The 18,341-nt window shown below is 68.4% G+C and carries 19 protein-coding genes; 5 read left to right on the top strand and 14 right to left on the bottom strand.

The genetic code is table 11. The annotated features are described in order from the left end of the window. Positions 1 to 78 precede the first annotated feature (78 nt). The 4 genes from A9974_RS29075 to A9974_RS29060 form a co-directional block, all read right to left on the bottom strand. Complete coding sequence (locus tag A9974_RS29075; RefSeq protein ID WP_183007632.1) at positions 79 to 771, bottom strand: 3-oxoacid CoA-transferase subunit B; 693 nt, start codon at positions 769 to 771, stop codon at positions 79 to 81. Position 772: 1 nt separating this feature from the next. Beyond that, positions 773 to 1,438, bottom strand: a complete 666-nt coding sequence (locus tag A9974_RS29070) for a 3-oxoacid CoA-transferase subunit A (protein ID WP_183007631.1) — start codon at positions 1,436 to 1,438, stop codon at positions 773 to 775. Beyond that, positions 1,439 to 2,407 carry a tripartite tricarboxylate transporter substrate binding protein gene (locus A9974_RS29065; RefSeq protein ID WP_183007630.1) on the bottom strand — a complete coding sequence of 323 codons (969 nt, stop codon included), beginning with the start codon at positions 2,405 to 2,407 and terminating at the stop codon, positions 1,439 to 1,441. Positions 2,408 to 2,579: 172 nt separating this feature from the next. Then, entirely contained in the window at positions 2,580 to 3,470 is an 891-nt protein-coding gene (locus A9974_RS29060; RefSeq protein ID WP_183007629.1) for a LysR substrate-binding domain-containing protein, read from the bottom strand. 123 nt (positions 3,471 to 3,593) lie between these two features. On the opposite strand from A9974_RS29060, the gene A9974_RS29055 reads away from it, so the two are divergent. After that, the gene (locus A9974_RS29055) at positions 3,594 to 4,355 is read left to right on the top strand and encodes an aspartate/glutamate racemase family protein (RefSeq protein ID WP_183007628.1); all 762 of its coding nucleotides are present in this window, start codon (positions 3,594 to 3,596) and stop codon (positions 4,353 to 4,355) included. A 15-nt stretch (positions 4,356 to 4,370) separates the two neighbouring features. Here A9974_RS29055 and A9974_RS29050 read toward each other — a convergent pair whose 3' ends face one another. The 3 genes from A9974_RS29050 to A9974_RS29040 all read right to left on the bottom strand — a co-directional run bounded on the left by A9974_RS29050 (position 4,371) and on the right by A9974_RS29040 (position 8,230). Continuing rightward, positions 4,371 to 4,919, bottom strand: a complete 549-nt coding sequence (locus tag A9974_RS29050) for a hypothetical protein (protein ID WP_183007627.1) — start codon at positions 4,917 to 4,919, stop codon at positions 4,371 to 4,373. Between the two features lie 25 nt (positions 4,920 to 4,944). Beyond that, on the bottom strand, positions 4,945 to 7,098 hold the full coding sequence (locus A9974_RS29045; RefSeq protein ID WP_370539694.1) for a TonB-dependent siderophore receptor: 2,154 nt from the start codon (positions 7,096 to 7,098) through the stop codon (positions 4,945 to 4,947). A gap of 202 nt (positions 7,099 to 7,300) precedes the next feature. Continuing rightward, a complete protein-coding gene (locus tag A9974_RS29040; RefSeq protein WP_183007626.1) occupies positions 7,301 to 8,230 on the bottom strand; it encodes a LysR family transcriptional regulator in 930 nt (309 codons plus the stop codon). A 101-nt stretch (positions 8,231 to 8,331) separates the two neighbouring features. On the opposite strand from A9974_RS29040, the gene pcaD reads away from it, so the two are divergent. Further along, on the top strand, positions 8,332 to 9,129 hold the full coding sequence (gene pcaD, locus A9974_RS29035) for a 3-oxoadipate enol-lactonase (protein ID WP_183007625.1): 798 nt from the start codon (positions 8,332 to 8,334) through the stop codon (positions 9,127 to 9,129). 43 nt (positions 9,130 to 9,172) lie between these two features. Here the strand turns inward: pcaD and A9974_RS29030 are convergent, their stop codons facing one another. Together A9974_RS29030 and A9974_RS29025 are read right to left on the bottom strand one after the other, a co-directional pair. Continuing rightward, positions 9,173 to 10,090 carry an AraC family transcriptional regulator gene (locus tag A9974_RS29030; RefSeq protein ID WP_183007624.1) on the bottom strand — a complete coding sequence of 306 codons (918 nt, stop codon included), beginning with the start codon at positions 10,088 to 10,090 and terminating at the stop codon, positions 9,173 to 9,175. 101 nt (positions 10,091 to 10,191) lie between these two features. After that, positions 10,192 to 11,094, bottom strand: a complete 903-nt coding sequence (locus A9974_RS29025; protein ID WP_183007623.1) for an NAD(P)/FAD-dependent oxidoreductase — start codon at positions 11,092 to 11,094, stop codon at positions 10,192 to 10,194. 125 nt (positions 11,095 to 11,219) lie between these two features. Between A9974_RS29025 and folB the strand changes: the two genes are divergently transcribed. Both folB and ttcA read left to right on the top strand, forming a co-directional pair. Further along, positions 11,220 to 11,579: a dihydroneopterin aldolase gene (gene folB / locus A9974_RS29020; RefSeq protein WP_183007622.1), complete on the top strand. Its 360-nt coding sequence runs from the start codon at positions 11,220 to 11,222 to the stop codon at positions 11,577 to 11,579. A 2-nt stretch (positions 11,580 to 11,581) separates the two neighbouring features. Beyond that, positions 11,582 to 12,556 carry a tRNA 2-thiocytidine(32) synthetase TtcA gene (ttcA, locus tag A9974_RS29015; RefSeq protein WP_183007621.1) on the top strand — a complete coding sequence of 325 codons (975 nt, stop codon included), beginning with the start codon at positions 11,582 to 11,584 and terminating at the stop codon, positions 12,554 to 12,556. Between the two features lie 95 nt (positions 12,557 to 12,651). On the opposite strand, the gene A9974_RS29010 is transcribed toward ttcA, so the two are convergent. The 5 genes from A9974_RS29010 to apaG form a co-directional block, all read right to left on the bottom strand. Further along, entirely contained in the window at positions 12,652 to 13,608 is a 957-nt protein-coding gene (locus A9974_RS29010; protein ID WP_183007620.1) for a D-2-hydroxyacid dehydrogenase family protein, read from the bottom strand. Positions 13,609 to 13,672: 64 nt separating this feature from the next. Next, a complete protein-coding gene (locus tag A9974_RS29005; RefSeq protein WP_175193664.1) occupies positions 13,673 to 14,470 on the bottom strand; it encodes a DsbC family protein in 798 nt (265 codons plus the stop codon). Between the two features lie 212 nt (positions 14,471 to 14,682). Beyond that, positions 14,683 to 15,852 (bottom strand): UbiH/UbiF family hydroxylase, encoded by a 1,170-nt coding sequence (locus tag A9974_RS29000; protein ID WP_183007619.1) that lies wholly within the window; start codon positions 15,850 to 15,852, stop codon positions 14,683 to 14,685. Then, positions 15,849 to 17,150 carry a murein transglycosylase A gene (locus A9974_RS28995; protein WP_183007618.1) on the bottom strand — a complete coding sequence of 434 codons (1,302 nt, stop codon included), beginning with the start codon at positions 17,148 to 17,150 and terminating at the stop codon, positions 15,849 to 15,851. The genes A9974_RS29000 and A9974_RS28995 overlap by 4 nt, the downstream gene beginning before the upstream one ends. Positions 17,151 to 17,190: 40 nt before the next feature. Then, positions 17,191 to 17,565, bottom strand: coding sequence for a Co2+/Mg2+ efflux protein ApaG (gene apaG, locus A9974_RS28990; RefSeq protein WP_006392509.1), 375 nt, complete (start codon positions 17,563 to 17,565; stop codon positions 17,191 to 17,193). Between the two features lie 45 nt (positions 17,566 to 17,610). On the opposite strand from apaG, the gene rpe reads away from it, so the two are divergent. Beyond that, a complete protein-coding gene (gene rpe, locus A9974_RS28985) occupies positions 17,611 to 18,333 on the top strand; it encodes a ribulose-phosphate 3-epimerase (protein ID WP_183007617.1) in 723 nt (240 codons plus the stop codon). The last annotated feature ends 8 nt before the right edge of the window (positions 18,334 to 18,341 follow it).

Raw genomic sequence — 18,341 nt, 5'->3', positions numbered from 1 at the left:
AAGGTCTGCGCGGAGGCGGCGGGCGCACCCTGCTTTTGCGCCCTGCTGGAGCGTCAGCCGGCGCACCAGCGCGCAGGGTCACACGTAGCGCGGCGTGCCGGCGGGGTCGAGCTGGATGGTGTGCAGCGGCTCGGGGAACTGCAGCGGAGCTTCGGTGATGGATTGCAGGAAGTCGCGGCTGACGCCTTGCAGGACGGCGTGGACGCGCAGGCCATCAGGGGTGACATCGATGACGGCCAGGTCGGTGTAGATGCGGGTCACGACACCGGCGCCGGTAAGCGGATAGCGGCATCGGCGCAGGATCTTGGGCGCGCCGTCGCGACCGCGGTGTTCCATGATGGCCAACACCTGCTTGGCGCCGACGGCCAGGTCCATGGCGCCGCCCACGGCGGGGATGGCGTCGTCGGCGTCGGTCTTCCAGTTGGCCAGGTCGCCGCGTTCGGACACCTGGAAGGCGCCGAGCACGGCGTAGTCGAGGTGGCCGCCGCGCATCATGGCAAAGGAGATGGTGTGCTCGGTGACGGACGCGCCCGGCAGCAGGGTGATGGGCAGGCGGCTGGCGTTGATGAGGTCGGGGTCGATGGCGTCGCCGGTGGCGGCGGGCCCCATGCCGAGGATGCCGTTTTCGCTGTGCAGCAGGATGTCCTTGTCGGGCGGCAGGTAGTCGCCGACCAGCGTGGGCATGCCGATGCCGAGATTGACGATGGCGCCATCGGGGATGTCGCCGGCCAGGAGCTGGGCGACCTGTTGGCGGGTCAGGGGAGTCTGCATGTCAGGCCTCCACCCGCACGACGGCTTTGACGAAGATGCCTTGGGTCATGATCTGCTCCGGCACGAAGGTGCCCAGCGGCACGACGTCGTCGACCTGGGCGATGGCGTGGCCGGCGGCCATGCACATGACGGGGTTGAAGTTGCGCGCGGCGTGGCGGTACATGAGGTTGCCCCAGCGGTCGCCCTGGTGCGCGCGAATCAGGGCGTAGTCGCCGCGCAGCGGTTGCTCCAGCACGTAGCCCACGCCGTCGATCACTTCCTGGTGGCGGCCTTGGGCCAGTTCTGTGCCGTAGCCGGTGGGCGTGTAGAACGGGCCCAGGCCTGCACCGGCCGCGCGCAGGCGTTCGGCCAGAGTGCCTTGAGGCACGCACTCCAGTTCGACCTCGCCGGCGCGAAAGGCGCGCGCGAAGGCATCGGAGTTGGGTGGCCGCGGATGCGAGCAGATGATTTTCCTGACCTGGCGGCGGTTGAGCAGCGCGGCGATGCCGCGGTCAAAGGTGCCGGCGTTGTTGGCGATCAGGGTCAGGTCGCGGCGGCCCAGCTCCACCAGGCAGTGCAGCAGTTCGTAGGGCACGCCGGCTTCGCCGAAACCGCCGACCAGCACGGAGGCGCCGTCGGGGATGATGGCCACGGCTTCGGCCATGGACGCCTGAATCTTGTCGATCACTTATTGCTCCTGCACGATGCCCGCGGCGGCCACGATCTGTTGCCAGCGCGCGCGTTCCTGGTCGATGAAGGCGGCGAACTCGGCCGGCGTGTCGCCGCCGGCCTGCCCGCCCATGGCACGGAACCGCGCGGTGATGTCCGGGCTGCGGACCACGTCGCGGGTAGCGGCATAGAGGGTGTCGATGACCGGGCGCGGCGTGCCCGCGGGCGCGACCAGGCCGAACCAGGCGGTGACCACCATGTCCTTGACGCCGGCCTCGGCCATGGTGGGCACGTCGGGCAATTCGGCCAGGCGCCGGTCGCTGGTGACGGCCAGCGCGCGCAGCTTGCCGGACTGGATGTACGGCATGGAGCTGGGCAGGTTGTCGATCATGAAGGTGAACTGCTGCCCCAGCAGCGCGGCCACGGCGGGGCCCGCGCCCTTGTAGGGCACGTGGGTGCCGCTGATGCCGGCGCGCTGTTTGAACAGCTCGGCGGACAGGTGCGGCGACTGGCCCGAGCCCGAACTGCCGAACGAGACCTTGCCGGGATCCTGGCGCGCCTGCGTCAGCAAGTCGGCCACGTTGCGCGCGGGCGAAGCCGCGTTGACCACCAGCACATTGGGCACCGAGATCACCCGCGTGACGGGCGCGAAGTCGCCGGGCTGATACGGCAATGTCTTGTAGAGCGCGTAGTTGATGGCGTTGGGGCCGATGTTGCCCATCAGCAGCGTATAGCCGTCCGGCTTGGCGCGCGCCAGCGCCTGGGCGCCGATGATGCCGGCTGCGCCGGCACGGTTTTCCACGATGACCTGCTGGCCCAGTTTGGCGCCCAGCTTGTCCGCGATCAGGCGCGCGGCGATATCGGTGGTACCGCCCGGCGAGGCCGGAATGATGAGGGTGATGGGTCGCTCGGGCCAGGCCGCCTGCGCCGGGCCCGCCAAGGCGACAGCCAGCGCGCCGGCGGCCAGCCAGCGTTGCGGGTGCAGCATGCTTTGTCTCCCTTCGTGATCATCGGACGGATCAGCTTGTGCGCAAGAGTGTGTGCGAGGCTGCCGGAAATGCCTATTCCGGAATCTGGAGGAGCGGCTTCGCCTGCGCTGAAGAGCGTGGCGGCATGACGCCGACCCGCGCGGCGCGTGGGCTGGCGACGGGCTGGCGCGGTCAGCCGGCCAGGCGCGCCGTCATTTTCGCGGCGGTCTGCAGAAACGCCAGCAGCGCGCGGTTACGGCCCTGGCGGCGGGTGACGGCGTAGACGGTGGCGCGCGCCAATGCGGGCGGCAAGGCGCACACCGCGATGCGGTCGCCGAAATGGCCGCAGGCGGACTGCGGCACCAGCGCCACGCCCAGCCCGGCGGCCACCAGCGCCAATTGCGCCGGCACTTCGGCCACGCGCTGGGCCACCGCTTGCGGCATGCCGGCGCGCGCGCAGGCGTCGGCCAAGCCGCGGGCAAAGGCCGAAGTATCGGTGCGCAGCATCACGAACGGGTCTTCGGCCAGATCGGCCAGCGCCAGGCGCTTTCTGCCGGCCAGCCGGTGACCGGCGGGCAAGGCCGCCACCACGGGGTCGGGCCACAAGGCCAGCGATTGCAGCTCGTCGTCGTCGACTGCGGTGCGCGAGATGCTGACGTCGATGCGCTGCCCGCGCAACGCGTCCAGCTGCGCGGCCGGGTTCATTTCGTTGAGCAGCACCGACACCTGCGGGTGCGTGGCGGCGTGGCGCGCGATCAGCGCCGGCACCGGGCCCAGGAAGTGCGAACCGGACAGGCCGACTTCGACACGCCCCGCCCTGCCCTGATCCACCTCCCGAACGCGCACGGTCGCGTCTTTCAGGCCCGCCAGCGTGCCACGCACGTCGTTCAGGAAGGCCGCGCCCGCTTCGGTCAGCGCGACCCGGCGATTGTTGCGGTCGAACAGCTTCACCTCGAGCTCGCGTTCCAGTTGTGCGATCTGCAGGCTGAGCGGGGGCTGCGAAATATGCAGCCTGGCGGCGGCGCGGGTGAAGTTCAGCTCTTCGGCCAGCACGGCGAAATAGCGGAGTTGGCGGATTTCCATGGCGGCCAATTATTTGCGAAAGATATGAAACCAGACAAAAACTATATTGGAAACTATCGTTCGCGGCGAGCAGAATTATTTGGCGCCGATCGGGCGCAGACCCTTCTCAGCCGGAGTCCCGCCATGACCACGCCGCCCCGCGCCCTGCGCATCGGCCAGATTGTCCCCAGTTCCAACACCACCATGGAAACGGAGATTCCGGCCATGCTGCGGCTGCGCGAGACCATCGCGCCCGAGCGCTTCACCTTCCATTCCAGCCGCATGCGCATGAAGCAGGTGACGGCCGCCGAGCTGGCCTCGATGGACCGCGAGTCCGACCGCTGCGCGCAGGAACTGTCCGATGCCCGCGTCGACGTGCTGGGCTACGCCTGCCTGGTGGCCATCATGGCGCAGGGCCTGGGCTACCACCGCGTATCGCAAGAGCGGCTGCACCAGGCCACGGTCGACAACGGCGCGCCCGCTCCCGTCATTTCCAGCGCCGGCGCGCTGGTCGAAGGCCTGCACGCCATCGGCGCGCGCAAGGTCGCCATCCTGACGCCTTACATGAAGCCGCTGACCAAGATGGTGGTGGACTACATCGAAAACGAAGGCATCGAGGTGCACGACAGCCTGTCGCTGGAAATCGCCGACAACCTGAAGGTGGGTGCGCAGGACCCGATGGCGCCCGCCAGCCATGTCGAGCGCCTGGACACGCGCGGCGTGGATGCGGTGGTGCTGTCGGCCTGCGTGCAGATGCCGTCGCTGGCGTCCATCCAGCCGGTGCAGGAACGCCTGGGCCTGCCGGTGGTGACCGCGGCCGCGGCCACGGTGTACCGGATGCTCAAGGTGCTGAACCTGGAAACGCGCGTGCCCGATGCCGGGGCGCTGCTTACCGGCAAGTACTGATCCGCGCGGCCGCGCTCAGGGCAGGCGGCGGATGGCGCTGTTGGCGTACATCGGCCCCTGCACATGGTGGCCCGTCATGACGTTGGTCTGGTAGCGCTGCACCACGCCGTCGAGCGTTTGCGGATCAAGCAGCGCGCGCATCGTCGCGAAGCCGGCCGAGTCCACCCGTTCGGGCGCGCGGCCCTTGGGATAGAGGCGCCGCTTGCCCTCGTCGATCGGCGCCTGCAACACGCCGCCGCTGGCCGTCAGGTCCAACACCAGCTTGCCGTCGCGCACCCGCGCCGACCCGTAGGCGCCCAGCTCGGCATCGTCCAGCAGCAGGCTGCCCGTCAACGCGTAATCGCCTGAAGGCAGCGGCTGCACGTAAAGACGCAGCGTGTAGGGCGGCTCGCCGTTGCGGTCATCGACCGTCCAGCGGTATTCGCCGGCGGCCCAGCCGGGCTGGGCGGCGGCAGCCACGTCGGTGGCCGGCGCTGGCGGCGGGGCGGCTTGCGCCGCGGTGGCCGCGCAAAGCGCTGCGCCCAGGATCGCGGCGCGCAGCGATCGTGTCAGAAAGATAGGCATGGTGTTCTCCTTGTGATGCGTTCAATCAATACTTGACCCGCAGGTTCAGCATGGCGCTGCGCGGCTCGCCATAGGCGTTGCCCATGTCCGCGTTGCCCAGCCGCTGGTAATAGACCTTGTCGAACAGGTTGTTCACGTTCAGCCCCAGCGACACGTGGTCGCTGACGCGGTAGCCGATGCGGGCATTCCAGATGGCGTAGCCGGCCTGCGACACGCGCACCGAACTGCCGCTGACCGGCCCCTGCACGGCGCTCTCGGTGTAGATGCCGCTTTTGACGTTGACGCCGCCGCCCACGCTCCAGCGGTTCCATTGGCCGGGCAGCTGGTAGCTGGTCCACAGCTGGAAGATGTGCTTGGGCGTGAAGGTCCTGAACGCCGCGCCGCCATTGGCGTTGTCTTTCAGGTAGCGGGTGGTGTTGAAGGTGTAGCCGCCCGAGACTTCCCAGCCCGGCGCGATGCGGCCCGAGACCTCGGCTTCCAGGCCCTGGCTGCGCACCTGGCCGCTGGCCTCATAGCAGCAGTCGCCCACGTCGGGATAGGCGGGGTCGCGCTGCGCGCGGTTGCGCTCGGTGATGCGGAACAGCGCGAAAGACGTGTTCAGCCTGCCGTCCAGCCATTCGCTTTTCAGGCCCGCCTCGTAGTTGGACCCCACCACCGGCGGCAGCGAGCCGCCGCCCGCCGTGCGCAGGTCGCTCTGCACACGGAAGATGTCGGCATAGCTGGCGTAGGCGGTCCAGTGGCTGTCGATGTCGTAGACCAGCCCCGCGTAGGGCGTCATCCGGCCATGCTCGCTGACCGCTGGGTCGCTGCGGCCGCTGATCAGGTCCTTGCTTTGCGTGCGCCACCAGCTCATGCGCGAGCCCAGCACCAGCGTCAGCGGATCGGCCAGCTTCAGGCGCGCCATGGCATAGACGCCCGATTGCCGCGTCTTGACGTCGCTTTTGCTGCCCCACTGCGGATCGGCGGGCTCGGGATAATCATTGACGTCGTAATGGAAGACGTCCACTGGCCGCGCCGGAAAGCCCGGCAGGGAATAGGCGTTGTAGGCGCGCGCGCTGCGGTCGTACCAATTGCCGCCGAACACCAGTTCGTGGCGGCGGCCCAGCGCCTCGAACGCGCCCGTCACCATCAGGTCCACGCCCAGCTGTTCGTTGCGGTATTGGTTGCCGCCGCCATACAGACGGGGCCCCAGGCCGGTCTGGCGGTCGACGGCGCCGCGCACATAGGCGTATTTGAGCTTGCTGGTTTCCTCGGCCTGGTTGACGTTGAACTTGACCGTCCAGTCGGACGAGAATTGGTGCGCCAGCTCGGCGAACACCTGCGTGTTCTCGAAGTCCCAGCGGTTCCAATCGGCGCCCAGGTAGGTGCCGCGCGTCAGGCCCAGGTCGCCGCCGTCCTTGTAGCGCGGCAGTTGCATCATGTAGGGCAGCCAGTCGCGTTTCTGGTAGCTGCCACCCAGGGTCAGCAGCGTACGCTCGCCCAGGTCGGCTTCGACGATGCCGTAGTAGGCCTGCTTCTGCGAATTGGCCACGTCGTAGAAATACTTGCGGTCTTCCTGCGCCGTCGCCACCCTGCCGCGCACCGAGCCCGAGGCGTTCAGCGGCGTGGACAGGTCGAGTTCACCGCGATAGTTGTCCCACGAGCCGGCGCTGGCGGACCCCGAAAACTGCAGTTCGCGCGTGGGGCGCTTGCGCACCAGGTTGATGACGCCCCCGGGCTGGCCGGCGCCGTTGAACAGGCCGGCAGCGCCGCGCAGCAGTTCAACGTGGTCGAACATGAACAGGTCCGGCTGCGCCCAGGACGCCCCGCCCGTCTGCATCGGCACGCCGTCGTACTGGAAGTATTCGATCTGGAAACCGCGCGAGTAGAACTGCGGGATCGCGGCTGTGGCGGCCAGGTCGATCGTGATGCCGGGCGTCTGCGCCATGGCGTCTTCCAGCGACGCCAGGTTCTGGTCTTCGATGCGCTGACGCGTGATGACCGAGACTGACTGCGCAATCTCGCGCAGCGACAACGGCAGCTTGCCGCCGATGGTGACGCTGGGCGCCGTGTACGAACGGCTGCCTTCGGTGACGCCGATTTGCTCGCCCTGCACCGTGACCGGCGCCAAGGTGGTGACGTCAGCCCTCGCCGGCTGGGCGCCCGCGTTGCCCGCGCCCGCGGCCAGACCGACCGCCACGACGCCGCGCCGCAACCACCGTGCGGTGTGTGCCGCGTTTGCGTGGGATGAGTGTTTCCGCCGCGCGGACCGGTCCCGTCCGCCGCGCGCCCCACGTGTCTTGATACCCAAAATTTCCTCCGCTTCCAACCCGTTTAACAAGATTGATAATCATCTTCAACGGACTCTCGGCGGGCAATCGGAAAGGCTTTCGAATTCCGGATTAAGACTTTCGTTTTTTCGCCGGCGACACGGCTTGGCGGATGGCGGGCGCGTGTTGCCGCAGGGTCTGCCACAAACGGGTCATGACCGGCCCCTGCGGCCGGTCGGCCCGGCGCGCCGCGGCCAGGGTCTCGGTGCTGCCAGGCAGGTGGCGGTTGGCCAGCGACAGCAGGCGGCCATCGCGCAGCTCGTCTTCGATCAGAAAGCGCGGCATGTGGCCCCAGCCCAGGCCTTGCAGCAGGATTTCTTTCTTCATCAGTTGATCGGCCACGGTGCATTGGCGCGCGCCCTCGACCATGAAGTAATCCCGCGCGGGCGTGTGATGCGCGGTGTCGCGCATGACGCACTGGGTATAGTCGCGCAGTTGGTCCGGCCGGATGGCCCGCCCCGCAGGCAGGCTCAGATAGCCGGGCGCGGCCACCGGCACGAATGGCACGCTGCCCAGGTCCAGCCACTCCACCCGCGCATCGGCGGCATCCACCCGGTGCAGGATCAGATCGGCGTCGCCATCCATCAGGCGTTCCCACGGGCCGGTCACCGCTTCGAAATGCAGGTTCAGCCGCGTAGCCGGCCACTGCGCGAAGAACGGGCCCAACAAGCCCAACAGCAAGGGCCGGGGACAGAAGTCGCCGATCACCACGTTCAGTTCGCTTTCCTGGCCCATCGCCAACTGCTCGGCATGGGCGCGCAGGCCGTCCAGCTCGCGCAGCAGAGCCTGCGCCCGCAAGTGGAAGGACTGCCCGGCCGCGGTGGGCTTGACCCGGTAGCCGGCGCGGTCCAGCAGGGTCAGGTCCAGTTGCCGTTCCAGCTTGGCCACCGCGGCGAACACCGCGGGGTGCGAACGGTGCAGTTGGGCGGCGGCGGCCTGGAAACCGCCCGCGCGCACCACCGCGTCAAAGCACTGCAGGTCGTGCAGCGTGAATTCGCTCATGTCCGTTTTTCCGACAATGTCTGTGAGATCTTTGTAATATCTTCCAAATCGGCCCGCAACTACGATTTGCCTCGTCGTGTTCAACGTTCAAGAGGCCCATCATGCAGACCGACACCTTCATCACCACGGGCGACGGCGCCCGCATCGTCTACCGCTGGGATGGCGACGCCAGCCAGCCGGTGCTGGCGCTATCGAACTCCATCGGTACCACGCTGCACATGTGGGACGGCCTGGTGCCGGCGCTGGCGCGGCATTTCCGCGTGTTGCGGTTCGACACGCGCGGCCATGGCGGCTCGAGCGTGCCGGCAGGCGCGTATTCGCTGGACCGGCTGGGACGCGACACGCTCGAACTGTTCGATGCGCTGGGCGTGGAACGCGCGCACTTCCTGGGGCTGTCGCTGGGCGGCATCATCGGCCAATGGCTGGGCGTGCATGCCCCCGAGCGCATCGACCGCCTGATCCTGGCCAACACCTCGCCCTATCTCGGCCCCGCGCCGCAATGGGATGAACGCATCGCCGCGACGCTGCAGGCGCCGGACCTGACGGAGACGGCCGAGACCTTTCTGGCGAACTGGTTTCCGGCGTCCCTGCTACAGGCCGGCGGGCCCGTCATCGACACCTTCCGCGCCATGCTGCTGGCGATGGACAAGCAAGGCCTGGCGGGCAATTTCGCAGCGGTGCGCGACATGGACCTGCGCCGCGCCATCGCTTTGATTACGCGGCCCACGCTGGTCATCGCCGGCCGCGACGACACGGTCACGGCCGCCAGCCATGGCGAGCAGATCGCCGCGACCGTGCCGGGCGCGCAACTGCTGATGCTGAATGCGGTGCACCTGTCCAACATCGAACGGCCGGACGAATTCCGCGAGGCGGTGCTGGGCTTTCTGCTGCGGCAGTGACGCCGCGAGTATGCGCCCGAAAGGAAATCCGCCCCCGGCGCGGCTAACGCAGGGCGCTGGGGCGCACGCCGAAGCGGCGGCGGAACGCCACCGAGAAATGCGCGGGCGCGTAGCCCACGTGCCAAGCGGCCTCGGACACGCTCAGGCCGCCGCTCAGGATCAACGCGCGGCCATGCGTCAGGCGCGCCTCTTGCAGGTAACGGGCCATGCTGACGCCGAACGCGCGCTTGAAAGCCTGGTCCAGCTTGCGCGTGTGCAGACCCAGTTCGCGTGCCAGCGTCGACGACGACGGCGCGCCGCGCAGATCCGCGGCCAGACGGCGGCGTGCCTCGTGGGCCGCGTCCAGTTCGCGGGCGGCGGCCAGTGGCGCCGCCCGATATTCTTGCGGCAGCGGCGCCTGTCCGGCCTGGGCTAGCGCAATCGCCGCCAGTTCCAGGCCTTTGGCCGCCAGGTACAGGCCGCGCGCGGCCCCCTCGTAGCGGCAGACGCGCACCTGGTCCGCGATGCGGCGCGCCTCTCGGCCCGCGGCGCCGTGCCAGATGACGGGGCGGCCGTCGCCGGCCGCCGACGCGCCATGGGCCGTCCGATCCAGGCCGCGCAGGAAATCGGGCGCCACGCCCAATTCATGCCACAACGACGCGGCCGGCAGCGTGACCACGGTGTAGCGCTGCTCCACGCCGGCCTCGAAGGCGTCGGCGCCCTGCGCCTGCCCGGGGTTCCAGGCCAGGCACAGCGCGGGCCCGTGCAATGCCAGCGGCGCGCGGTCTTCGACGCGGCTTCGCACCTGCCCGTCGAGCAGGATGACCTTCAGACCGGGATACAGGGATTCTTCACGCCACTCGGTGACGCCGCGGCGGAACACGCCGGCGCGCAGGGAGCAGCCATTGGCCAGGTCCAGCGCCGCGTCGACGCGGTGGTGTTCAGCGGCGGGGGCCGCGGCGCGGGCGCGCAGTAAAGGCATGGGATCGATCCGGACGAACCGGACAACAGGTTTATTTGAGAATAATTATTATTACCCAAGTCCTGCGCGGGCTCAATCCGAGCCCGTCCCGCCGCGCGGCGTTATTCGCCTGTCCGTTCCCAGCGCCGCTGGATCGCCTTGGCGGCGACCACGCCGTCCGCCATCGACGTCACCACGCAAGGGTGCATGCGGTGGGCCACTTCGCCGATGGCGTAGATGTCCGGCACGCTGGTTTCGGCGGTGGCGGCGTCGGTGCGGATATAGCCGCGCGCGTCGCGCGCCAGTTGCAGCCCGTCGGCGAACCCCGCCTGGGGCTCCCAGCCGTAGAACACCAGGATCAGGTCGTATTGGCGGCCGTCCACGCTGCGGGTGGCGGGGTCCACCTGGTAGGGGCCGATGCGCACGCCTTCCTTGCCGGCGCGCAGCACCCATTGCTGCTGGGCCCGCACACTGCGGGCGTACAGATGCACCGTGGCCGCGCCGCGGTTGCGCACGTAGACGTAGTTCTCGAAGGCGTTGTCGCCCCCGCCCAGCACCGCGACCGACAGGCCGGAATAATCCTGCGCCACGATGGGCGAGCCGGGACCGACCAGCACGCCAGGCCAGACTGAGCCGGGCGGATGCTCCGGAAAGCCCTTGGCGCGCACGCCCGAGGCAATCACCAGGGTGCGGCCGCGCGCCAGTGATACGTCCCCATTGACGTCGGCCAGCGAGGCCTCGATGCCGCCCTTGCAGGGCCGCACCGCCGTCACGCGGGTGCCGAGCCGCAGCGGCACGCCGGCGGCGCGCACGCTGGTATCGATATTGGCGGCCACCTGCTGGCCGGTGACTCCGGGCAGCACGGCGATCCAGTCGTCCGCGAACGGGTTGTCGCTGCTCAGGCCGCCCAGGCGGTCGCCCGCCTCGACCAGCAGCGGCGCCAGGCCCAGCCTGGCCAGCCAAAGGGCGCAGGAGGCACCGGCCGGGCCGCCCCCTACAATGACCGAATCGTGCATCTGTTGCATTTCACCCCTTAATTGCCGTCGCCAGCGCCCTTGCAAGCGCCCGGACCTGGCTGAATTGTAGCCAGCGCGCGGCCCCCGGCCCGCCCTCGCCTTACAATTCCGCCTATTCCACCCAGGTTTTCATCATGCCCACACGCCGCATCATCCTTTCCGGGCTCGCGCTCGACGCCCGCATCGGCATCCTCGAACACGAGCGCCGTGCCACCCAGCCCCTGCATGTCGACGCCGAATTCGACGTGGACATCCAGCGCTCGGTCGATGACCACGATATCCACAGCGTGCTGGACTACCGCCGCCTGCGCGAAGCCATCGTCGAGGAATGCACCCAGGCGCATGTGAACCTGATCGAAACCCTGTCCGAACAAGTCGCCGCGCGCCTGCTGGCCGACTTCCAGGAAATCCGCTCGCTGCGCCTGCGCATCAGCAAGCCCATGGCCTTTTCCGACTGTGCGGCGGTGGGCGTGGAAATCCAGCTCTCGCGTTGACTATGAACGATATCTCTCCCCCCGGCATCCGCTTTCGCACCGAAGCAGAAGAGAAAGCCCGCCACGAAGGCAACAAACTGACCAAGCGCCTGGCGCGTGAAACCACGCGCGCCCTGTCCGACTACAACATGATCGAGGCGGGCGACCGCGTGATGGTGTGCCTGTCGGGCGGCAAGGATTCCTACGCCATGCTGGACATCCTGCTCCAGCTGCAAAAGCGCGCGCCGTTTCCGTTCGAGCTGATCGCCGTCAACCTGGACCAGAAGCAGCCCGGCTTTCCCGCCGACATCCTGCCGCGCTACCTGACCGAACTGGGCGTGCCGTTTCACATCGAAACGCAGGACACCTATTCGATCGTCACGCGCGTGCTCGAAGAGGGCAAGACGATGTGCTCGCTCTGTTCGCGGCTGCGCCGGGGCATCCTGTACCGCGTGGCTTCCGAGCTGGGCGCGACCAAGATCGCCCTGGGCCACCACCGCGACGACATCCTGGGCACGTTCTTCCTGAACCTGTTCTACGGCGGCAAGGCCAAGGGCATGCCGCCCAAGCTGGTCTCGGACGACGGCCGCCACACGGTGATCCGTCCGCTGGCCTATGTGCCTGAAACCGACCTGATCGCCTACGCTGAACTCAAGCAGTTCCCGATCATCCCCTGCAACCTGTGCGGCTCCCAGGAAAACCTGAAGCGCAAGGAAGTCGGTCGCATGATCAAGGAATGGGACAAGCAGCACCCGGGCCGCTCGTGGAACGTCTTCAACGCGCTCTCGCGCGTGGTGCCGTCCCACCTGATGGACCGCGACCTGTTCGACTTCGTCGGCCTCAAGCCCACCGGCGTGCCCGACGCCAATGGCGACACGGCATTCGACACGGTGGACCCCACCGACAGCGACGCCGGCGACGAAGCCTGCGGCGACACGCCAGCCGCGCAGGACCCTGCCGGCATCGTCGAAAAGAAAGTGATGTTCACCCGCGGCTAAACGCCGCCAATGCAATCCGGGGCCTCATGGGCCCCGGATTCCTCGAATCACACCATTCGCCTGCGCCCATCCGGCGCGCCGGCATTGCCTCGCGGCTAGCCGTTCAGCACGCGCACCGGCTGACCCGCGTGCCAGGCCTTCACGGCGTCCAGCGCATTGCGGTAGAACGCCTCGAAATTCTCGCGGCTGACATAGCCCAGGTGCGGCGTCAGGATGACGTTGTCCAGGTCGCGCACATTGTCGGTGGGCGACAACGGCTCTTCGGCATACACGTCCAGCCCGGCGCCCGCGATGCGGAACTTCACCAACGCGTCCATCAGCGCGTCCTGGTCCACCAGCCCGGCACGCGACGTATTCACCAGATAGGCCGACGGCTTCATCGCGGCCAGCGCGGTGGCGTCGACGATATGGCGGCTGCGCTCGGACAGGATCAGATGCAGCGTGACGACATCGGACGTGGAAAACAGCTCGTGCTTGTCCACGCGCTTGACGCCCGCTTCGGCGGCCCGCTCGTCGGTCAGGTTGGGGCTCCAGGCCACCACATCCATGCCGAAGGCCAGGCCCACTTTGGCCACGGCCGCGCCCAGCTTGCCCAGGCCCAGGATGCCCAGGCGCTTGCCGGCCAGGGGCTCGGGCATGCCCGTCTGCCACATGCCGCGGCGCATCGCCGCATCTTCGGCGGGCAGGTGCTTGAACAGGCCCAGGATGTGGGCCCAAGCCAATTCGGCGGTGGCGGTGTTGGCGTCGGCGCTGCCGGGCGCGCCGCTGACCACGATGCCCTGCGCGGCGCAGGCCTGCATGTCGATGGCGTTGTTGCGCATGCCGGTGGTGACCAGCAGGCGCAGGCGCGGCAGCGCGCGGATGCGCTCGGCCGGGAACGGGGTGCGTTCCCGCATGGCGATGATCACGTCGAACGGTTCGAGGGTGGCCTCGACCTGCTCGTCGGGAATGAAGTTGTTGAAGATCTGCACCTCGGCATCGCCGCCCAGGGAACCCCAGTCGGCGTAGCGTTTGGCGACATCGTGGTAATCGTCGAGTATTGCGATTTTCAAGTCTTGTCTCCGGGTGGCGTGGCGCGCATCGCGCCAGCCGCCCGGCCAGCGCGTTGCGCGCCGGTCAGTTCAGTCGTGCCTTGAGCTGGTCCAGCGGCAGCGCCCCGCTGATGCGCGAGCCGTCGGGGAAGAACAGCGTCGGGGTGCCGCGCACCATCAGCTGCTTGCCCAGCGCCAGCAGCTTGTCTTCAGGCACGCTGCAATTGGCGGTGGCCGGCTTCTGGCCGCGCAGCATCCAGTCGTCCCAGGCCTTGCCCGGGTCCTTCGAGCACCAGACGTCGCGCACTTTGACGTTGGAGTCGGGCGACAGGATGGGGTACAGGAAGGTGTAGACGGTGATGTTGTCGACGTCTTCCATGGTCTTGCGCAGCTGCTTGCAATAGCCGCAGTTGGGGTCTTCGAAAATCGCGACCTTGCGCGAGCCGTCGCCCTTGACCTGCTTGATGGCCAGATCCAGCGGCAGCTGGTCGAACGGAATCGTGCCCAACTTTTCCTGCGCTTCGCGCGTGACGTCGCGGCGGGTCATGGCGTCGATCAACGGACCTTCCATGACCCAGGTGACTTTTTCGTCCGTGTAGATCAGGTCCATGCCCAGCTGCACTTCGAACAGGCCATAGGGCGTGCGACGCACCGCGGTCACGTCCATGCCGGTGAAACGCTGCTTGAAGCGGTCTTTGACTGCGTCCGCCACGGGATCCGCCGGCGCCACCTGGGTGGTGGAGTAGCTTTTATCGCCTTTGGCCGGCTGCCCGACCGTGCTGGTGGAAACGGACTTGTCGCCCTGGGCCTGCGCGCCTGCGGACAAACCCAGGCCCGCGGCCATGAAGCAGGCAGCCAGCGCGGCGGGAAAACGGAAATTCATGGGGACTCCTGTAATTATCGTGACGTATCGCGTACGTAGCCGGAAAGCGTAACCGATCCGGGATGACCGGCGGCGGCAAGCAAAGAGCGGGCCTGGCGCCACGGTCCATCAGAATCAGACTCGTCCCAACCCGGCAGGGTTCCGCGGCGGGCTGATTCCGGGCGCTTTCCTGGCATGCGGGACAAAAGGCGGGGCCTGGCGGCCCCACCCCTTCAGTTCGTCGACGCGCCGGCGATCAGGCGCCGTTTGATCAGCGGCGCCCGCTCGACCCAGTGCATGCCGGCGTTGCGCAGCCAGACCAGCGGCGTGGCGTGCGAACCGAACAGCTTGTGCAGACCGTCGGTGGCCAGCCGCAGGGCCAGCACCGGCTCGGCGCGCGCCCGCTGGTAGCGGTGCAGCACCCGCAGGTCGCCCGCCTGGCGGTAGGGCTCGCGGGCGGCCACGATGCGGGCCAGCGTTTCGACATCGCCCAGGCCCAGGTTCAGGCCCTGGCCGGCCAGCGGATGCAGGCGGTGCGCGGCGTCGCCGGCCAGCGCGATGCCGGGCGCAACCATTTGGGCGCGCTCCAGCGTCAGCGGAAAACCGTGCAGCTTGCTGCGGACCTTCAGGCGGCCCAGGCGGCCTTGGGCGGCGTGCGCCAGCAGGGATTCCAGGCGGGCGGCCTGCTCGTCGGCGGGCAGCGCCAGCAATTCGGCGGCCAGCTCGCTGCGCATGGACCAGACCATGGACACCTGCGGGCCATCGGCCGTGTCGGGCAGCGGCAAGAGCGCCAGCACGCCGTCGTCGCGGAACCACTGGAAGGCGGTGCCCTGGTGGGCCAGTTCGGCGTCCAGGTTCACAACCAGGCCGGTGTCGTTGTAGGACATGGCGTCGTGCTTGAGGCCGGCGGCGGCGCGCAGCGGGGACGCGGCGCCGTCGGCGCCGACGAACAGCTCAGCCTGGATGCGGGTGCCGCTCTCGGTTTCCACGGTGCCGGCCTGGTAACCGGTGCAGCGGTCTTCAAGCCAGGGAATGCCGAACATCCGCACGGCCTGGATCAGCACGCGCTCGATTTCGCCGGATTCGACGATCCAGGCCAGTTGCGGCAAGGCCGCCTGCCAGGCGTTCAAGTGCACCAGCCCGTCGGCATCGCCATGGATCTCCATGGCCTGGACGGGAGTCAGGCGGGCGGACGGCATCGCGTCCCAGACGCCCAGCTCGGCCAGGAATCGCTGGCTGGCGGGCGAGATGGCATAGACGCGCGCATGGTAATGGTTGGGGTCGGCAGGGGGCACGGCCGTGCGCGGCGCCAACAAGGCCACGCGCTGGCCGCGGCGGGCCAGCGCCAGGGCGGTGGACAGGCCGACGATGCCGGCCCCGCATACGACGATCTGGTGGCTCATCTTGCGCTGGGCTCCCCGGCTTGCTTGGGCCACAGCAGCCACATCTGGCCGCGTTGCTTCATGCGGCCGGCCTGCTGGCCGGCTTCTTCGCCGTAGCCCCAATAGAAGTCGGCGCGCGCCGCGCCGCGGATGGCCGTGCCCGTGTCCTGGGCGAACACCAGCCGCTGTAGCGGCCGGTCGGACGCGGGGAAGGTGGTGGCCAGGAACACTGGCGTGCCCAGCGGCACGAAACCGGCGTCCACGGCGATGGCGCGCTTAGGCGCCAGATTGACGCCGTAGGCGCCCTTGGGGCCCAGCTCGGGGTCGATCACGGGTTCTTCGCGGAAGAACACCACCGCCGGGTTGGCGTTGAGCATCTCGGGCACGCGCTTGGGGTTGCGCTGCGCCCAGGCGCGGATGTTCTGCATGGAGGCCTGGTCGGCCGCCAGCTCGCCACGGTCGGCCAGCCAGCGGCCGATGGACACATAAGGCTGGCCGTTGTGGTCGGCATAGGCCACACGGATGGTCTTGCCGGTATCGGGGCCGTCGGTCAGCTGCACGCGGCCCGAGCCCTGCACCTGCAGGAAGAAGTTGTCGACGGGATCATCCACCCAGACCACCACCGGCGGGCGGCGGCCCGAGGCCTCGATCGCGGCGCGGGTGTCGTACGGCACGACCCGCTTGCCTTCCAGTTTGCCGCGCACGCGCTTGCCGGCCAGGTCGGGGTATACCGAGCCCAGGTCGATCGTCAGCAGGTCGGCCGGCACCGCGTACAGCGGCCACTGGTAGTTACCGCCCTGGCGGCGCGAGCCGCGCACCAGGGGTTCGTAGTAGCCGGTGACGGTGTTGGCCGCCGGCTTGCCGTCGGCGGCGTTCAGGCGCCAGGGCTGCAGATAGGTCTGCAAGAAGCGGCGCACGCCCTCGATGTCGGTGGCGGCAGGCGCGCGGGCCGGGTCGGCCGCCGCGGCGCAGACCGGCTGCCAGGCGCGCGGCGTGGCGCGGGCCGGCGCGGCCAGGTTGCCGCTGGTCGGACGCATCAGCCCCTTGCAGTTGCGCAGGAACAGGGGCCAGAACTGGGCCAGATCGTCGCTGGTCCAGCCCGGCATCTCGGCCCATGTGGCCGCCTTGAACTTGCCTGCCAGGGCGCGCGGCGGGGTATCGGGCAGGGCCGACAGCGCCGGCACCACCAGGGGGCCGTCAACGGAGGCGGACCGCGGGCCGGACGTGGCCGGCTGGCCGGATTCGGGAGGAACTTCGGAGGTCGTGCTGCAGGCCGCCAACAGAACGGACAGCACGGACAGACTGAGAATGCGCTTCATGAGCAGATGGAAAACCGTACAACGTGTGGCCGCGCCCCGGTCAATGCAGGGTGCGCGGCATGGCCAGGACGAATTCGGAGATCGGCACTTCGAACGGAATGCCGTTCTCGCCGACGCAATGGTAGGTGCCGCGCATCGTGCCCACCGGCGTGGGCAGGGGACAGCCGCTGGTGTATTCGAAGGTCTCGCCCGGCGCCAGCAGCGGTTGCTGCCCCACGACCCCCAGCCCGCGCACTTCCTGCACACGCTGGTTGCCATCGGTGATAATCCAGTGGCGGCTGATCACCTGGGCCGGATGCTCACCGGTATTGGTGATGCGGACGGTATAGGCGAACACGAACTGCTGCTCGCCAGGATCGGACTGTTCTGGCACGAAGCGCGGAGAGACGGAGACGCTAAGGTCGTAAGGTTTCACAGCCCTTCCCTGTGTGACACGCTCAAACTGCAATAATGGCACATTATGCCTTCCCCAACCCCGAACATCATGTCTACGTCCTCTACCCGCATTACCCCCAGCATCCTGTCAGCCGACTTTGCCCGCCTGGGCGAGGAAGTCCGTAACGTCGTGGCCGCCGGCGCCGACTGGATCCACGTCGACGTGATGGACAACCACTATGTGCCCAACCTGACCATCGGCCCGATGGTCTGTGCGGCGATCCGTCCCCATGTTTCCGTGCCGATCGACGTGCACCTGATGGTCGAGCCGGTGGACGCCCTGGTGCCGATGTTCGCCAGCGCCGGCGCCAACTACATCAGCTTCCATCCGGACGCCAGCCGCCACGTCGACCGCACACTGTCCCTGATCCGCGAAAACGGCTGCAAGGCCGGCCTGGTGTTCAACCCCGCCACGCCGCTGTCCTACATGGACTACGTGATGGACAAGATCGACCTGGTGCTCATCATGTCGGTGAACCCCGGTTTCGGCGGCCAGGGCTTCATTCCCGGCGCCCTGACCAAGCTGCGCGAGGCCCGCGCCAGGATCGACGCCTGGATGCAAGCCGGCGGCCAGGAAATCGTGCTGCAGGTGGACGGCGGCGTGAAGATCGACAACATCGCTGAAATCCGCCGCGCCGGCGCCGACACCTTCGTGGCCGGCTCGGCCATCTTCGGCAAGCCCGACTACGCCGGCATCATCACGTCCATGCGCGAGCAGATCGCCATCGGCGAAACCACCGCCATCTAAGGAACGCC

This window comes from Achromobacter sp. UMC71 (genome assembly GCF_014170305.1).
Taxonomy (GTDB): Bacteria; Pseudomonadota; Gammaproteobacteria; order Burkholderiales; family Burkholderiaceae_B; genus Achromobacter.
The sequence above is the reverse complement of the archived record's forward strand: the minus strand, read 5'-3'. Positions and strand labels throughout refer to the sequence as shown.

What these genes read in the sequence shown, in the direction of transcription:
- A9974_RS29075 (WP_183007632.1), bottom strand. Translation starts at nt 771, where the DNA reads ATGCAGACTCCCCTGACCCGCCAACAGGTCGCCCAGCTCCTGGCCGGC.
- A9974_RS29065 (WP_183007630.1), bottom strand. Translation starts at nt 2,407, where the DNA reads ATGCTGCACCCGCAACGCTGGCTGGCCGCCGGCGCGCTGGCTGTCGCC.
- A9974_RS29060 (WP_183007629.1), bottom strand. Translation starts at nt 3,470, where the DNA reads ATGGAAATCCGCCAACTCCGCTATTTCGCCGTGCTGGCCGAAGAGCTG.
- A9974_RS29055 (WP_183007628.1), top strand. Translation starts at nt 3,594, where the DNA reads ATGACCACGCCGCCCCGCGCCCTGCGCATCGGCCAGATTGTCCCCAGT.
- A9974_RS29050 (WP_183007627.1), bottom strand. Translation starts at nt 4,919, where the DNA reads ATGCCTATCTTTCTGACACGATCGCTGCGCGCCGCGATCCTGGGCGCA.
- A9974_RS29040 (WP_183007626.1), bottom strand. Translation starts at nt 8,230, where the DNA reads ATGAGCGAATTCACGCTGCACGACCTGCAGTGCTTTGACGCGGTGGTG.
- pcaD (WP_183007625.1), top strand. Translation starts at nt 8,332, where the DNA reads ATGCAGACCGACACCTTCATCACCACGGGCGACGGCGCCCGCATCGTC.
- A9974_RS29030 (WP_183007624.1), bottom strand. Translation starts at nt 10,090, where the DNA reads ATGCCTTTACTGCGCGCCCGCGCCGCGGCCCCCGCCGCTGAACACCAC.
- A9974_RS29025 (WP_183007623.1), bottom strand. Translation starts at nt 11,094, where the DNA reads ATGCAACAGATGCACGATTCGGTCATTGTAGGGGGCGGCCCGGCCGGT.
- folB (WP_183007622.1), top strand. Translation starts at nt 11,220, where the DNA reads ATGCCCACACGCCGCATCATCCTTTCCGGGCTCGCGCTCGACGCCCGC.
- ttcA (WP_183007621.1), top strand. Translation starts at nt 11,582, where the DNA reads ATGAACGATATCTCTCCCCCCGGCATCCGCTTTCGCACCGAAGCAGAA.
- A9974_RS29005 (WP_175193664.1), bottom strand. Translation starts at nt 14,470, where the DNA reads ATGAATTTCCGTTTTCCCGCCGCGCTGGCTGCCTGCTTCATGGCCGCG.
- A9974_RS29000 (WP_183007619.1), bottom strand. Translation starts at nt 15,852, where the DNA reads ATGAGCCACCAGATCGTCGTATGCGGGGCCGGCATCGTCGGCCTGTCC.
- A9974_RS28995 (WP_183007618.1), bottom strand. Translation starts at nt 17,150, where the DNA reads ATGAAGCGCATTCTCAGTCTGTCCGTGCTGTCCGTTCTGTTGGCGGCC.
- rpe (WP_183007617.1), top strand. Translation starts at nt 17,611, where the DNA reads ATGCCTTCCCCAACCCCGAACATCATGTCTACGTCCTCTACCCGCATT.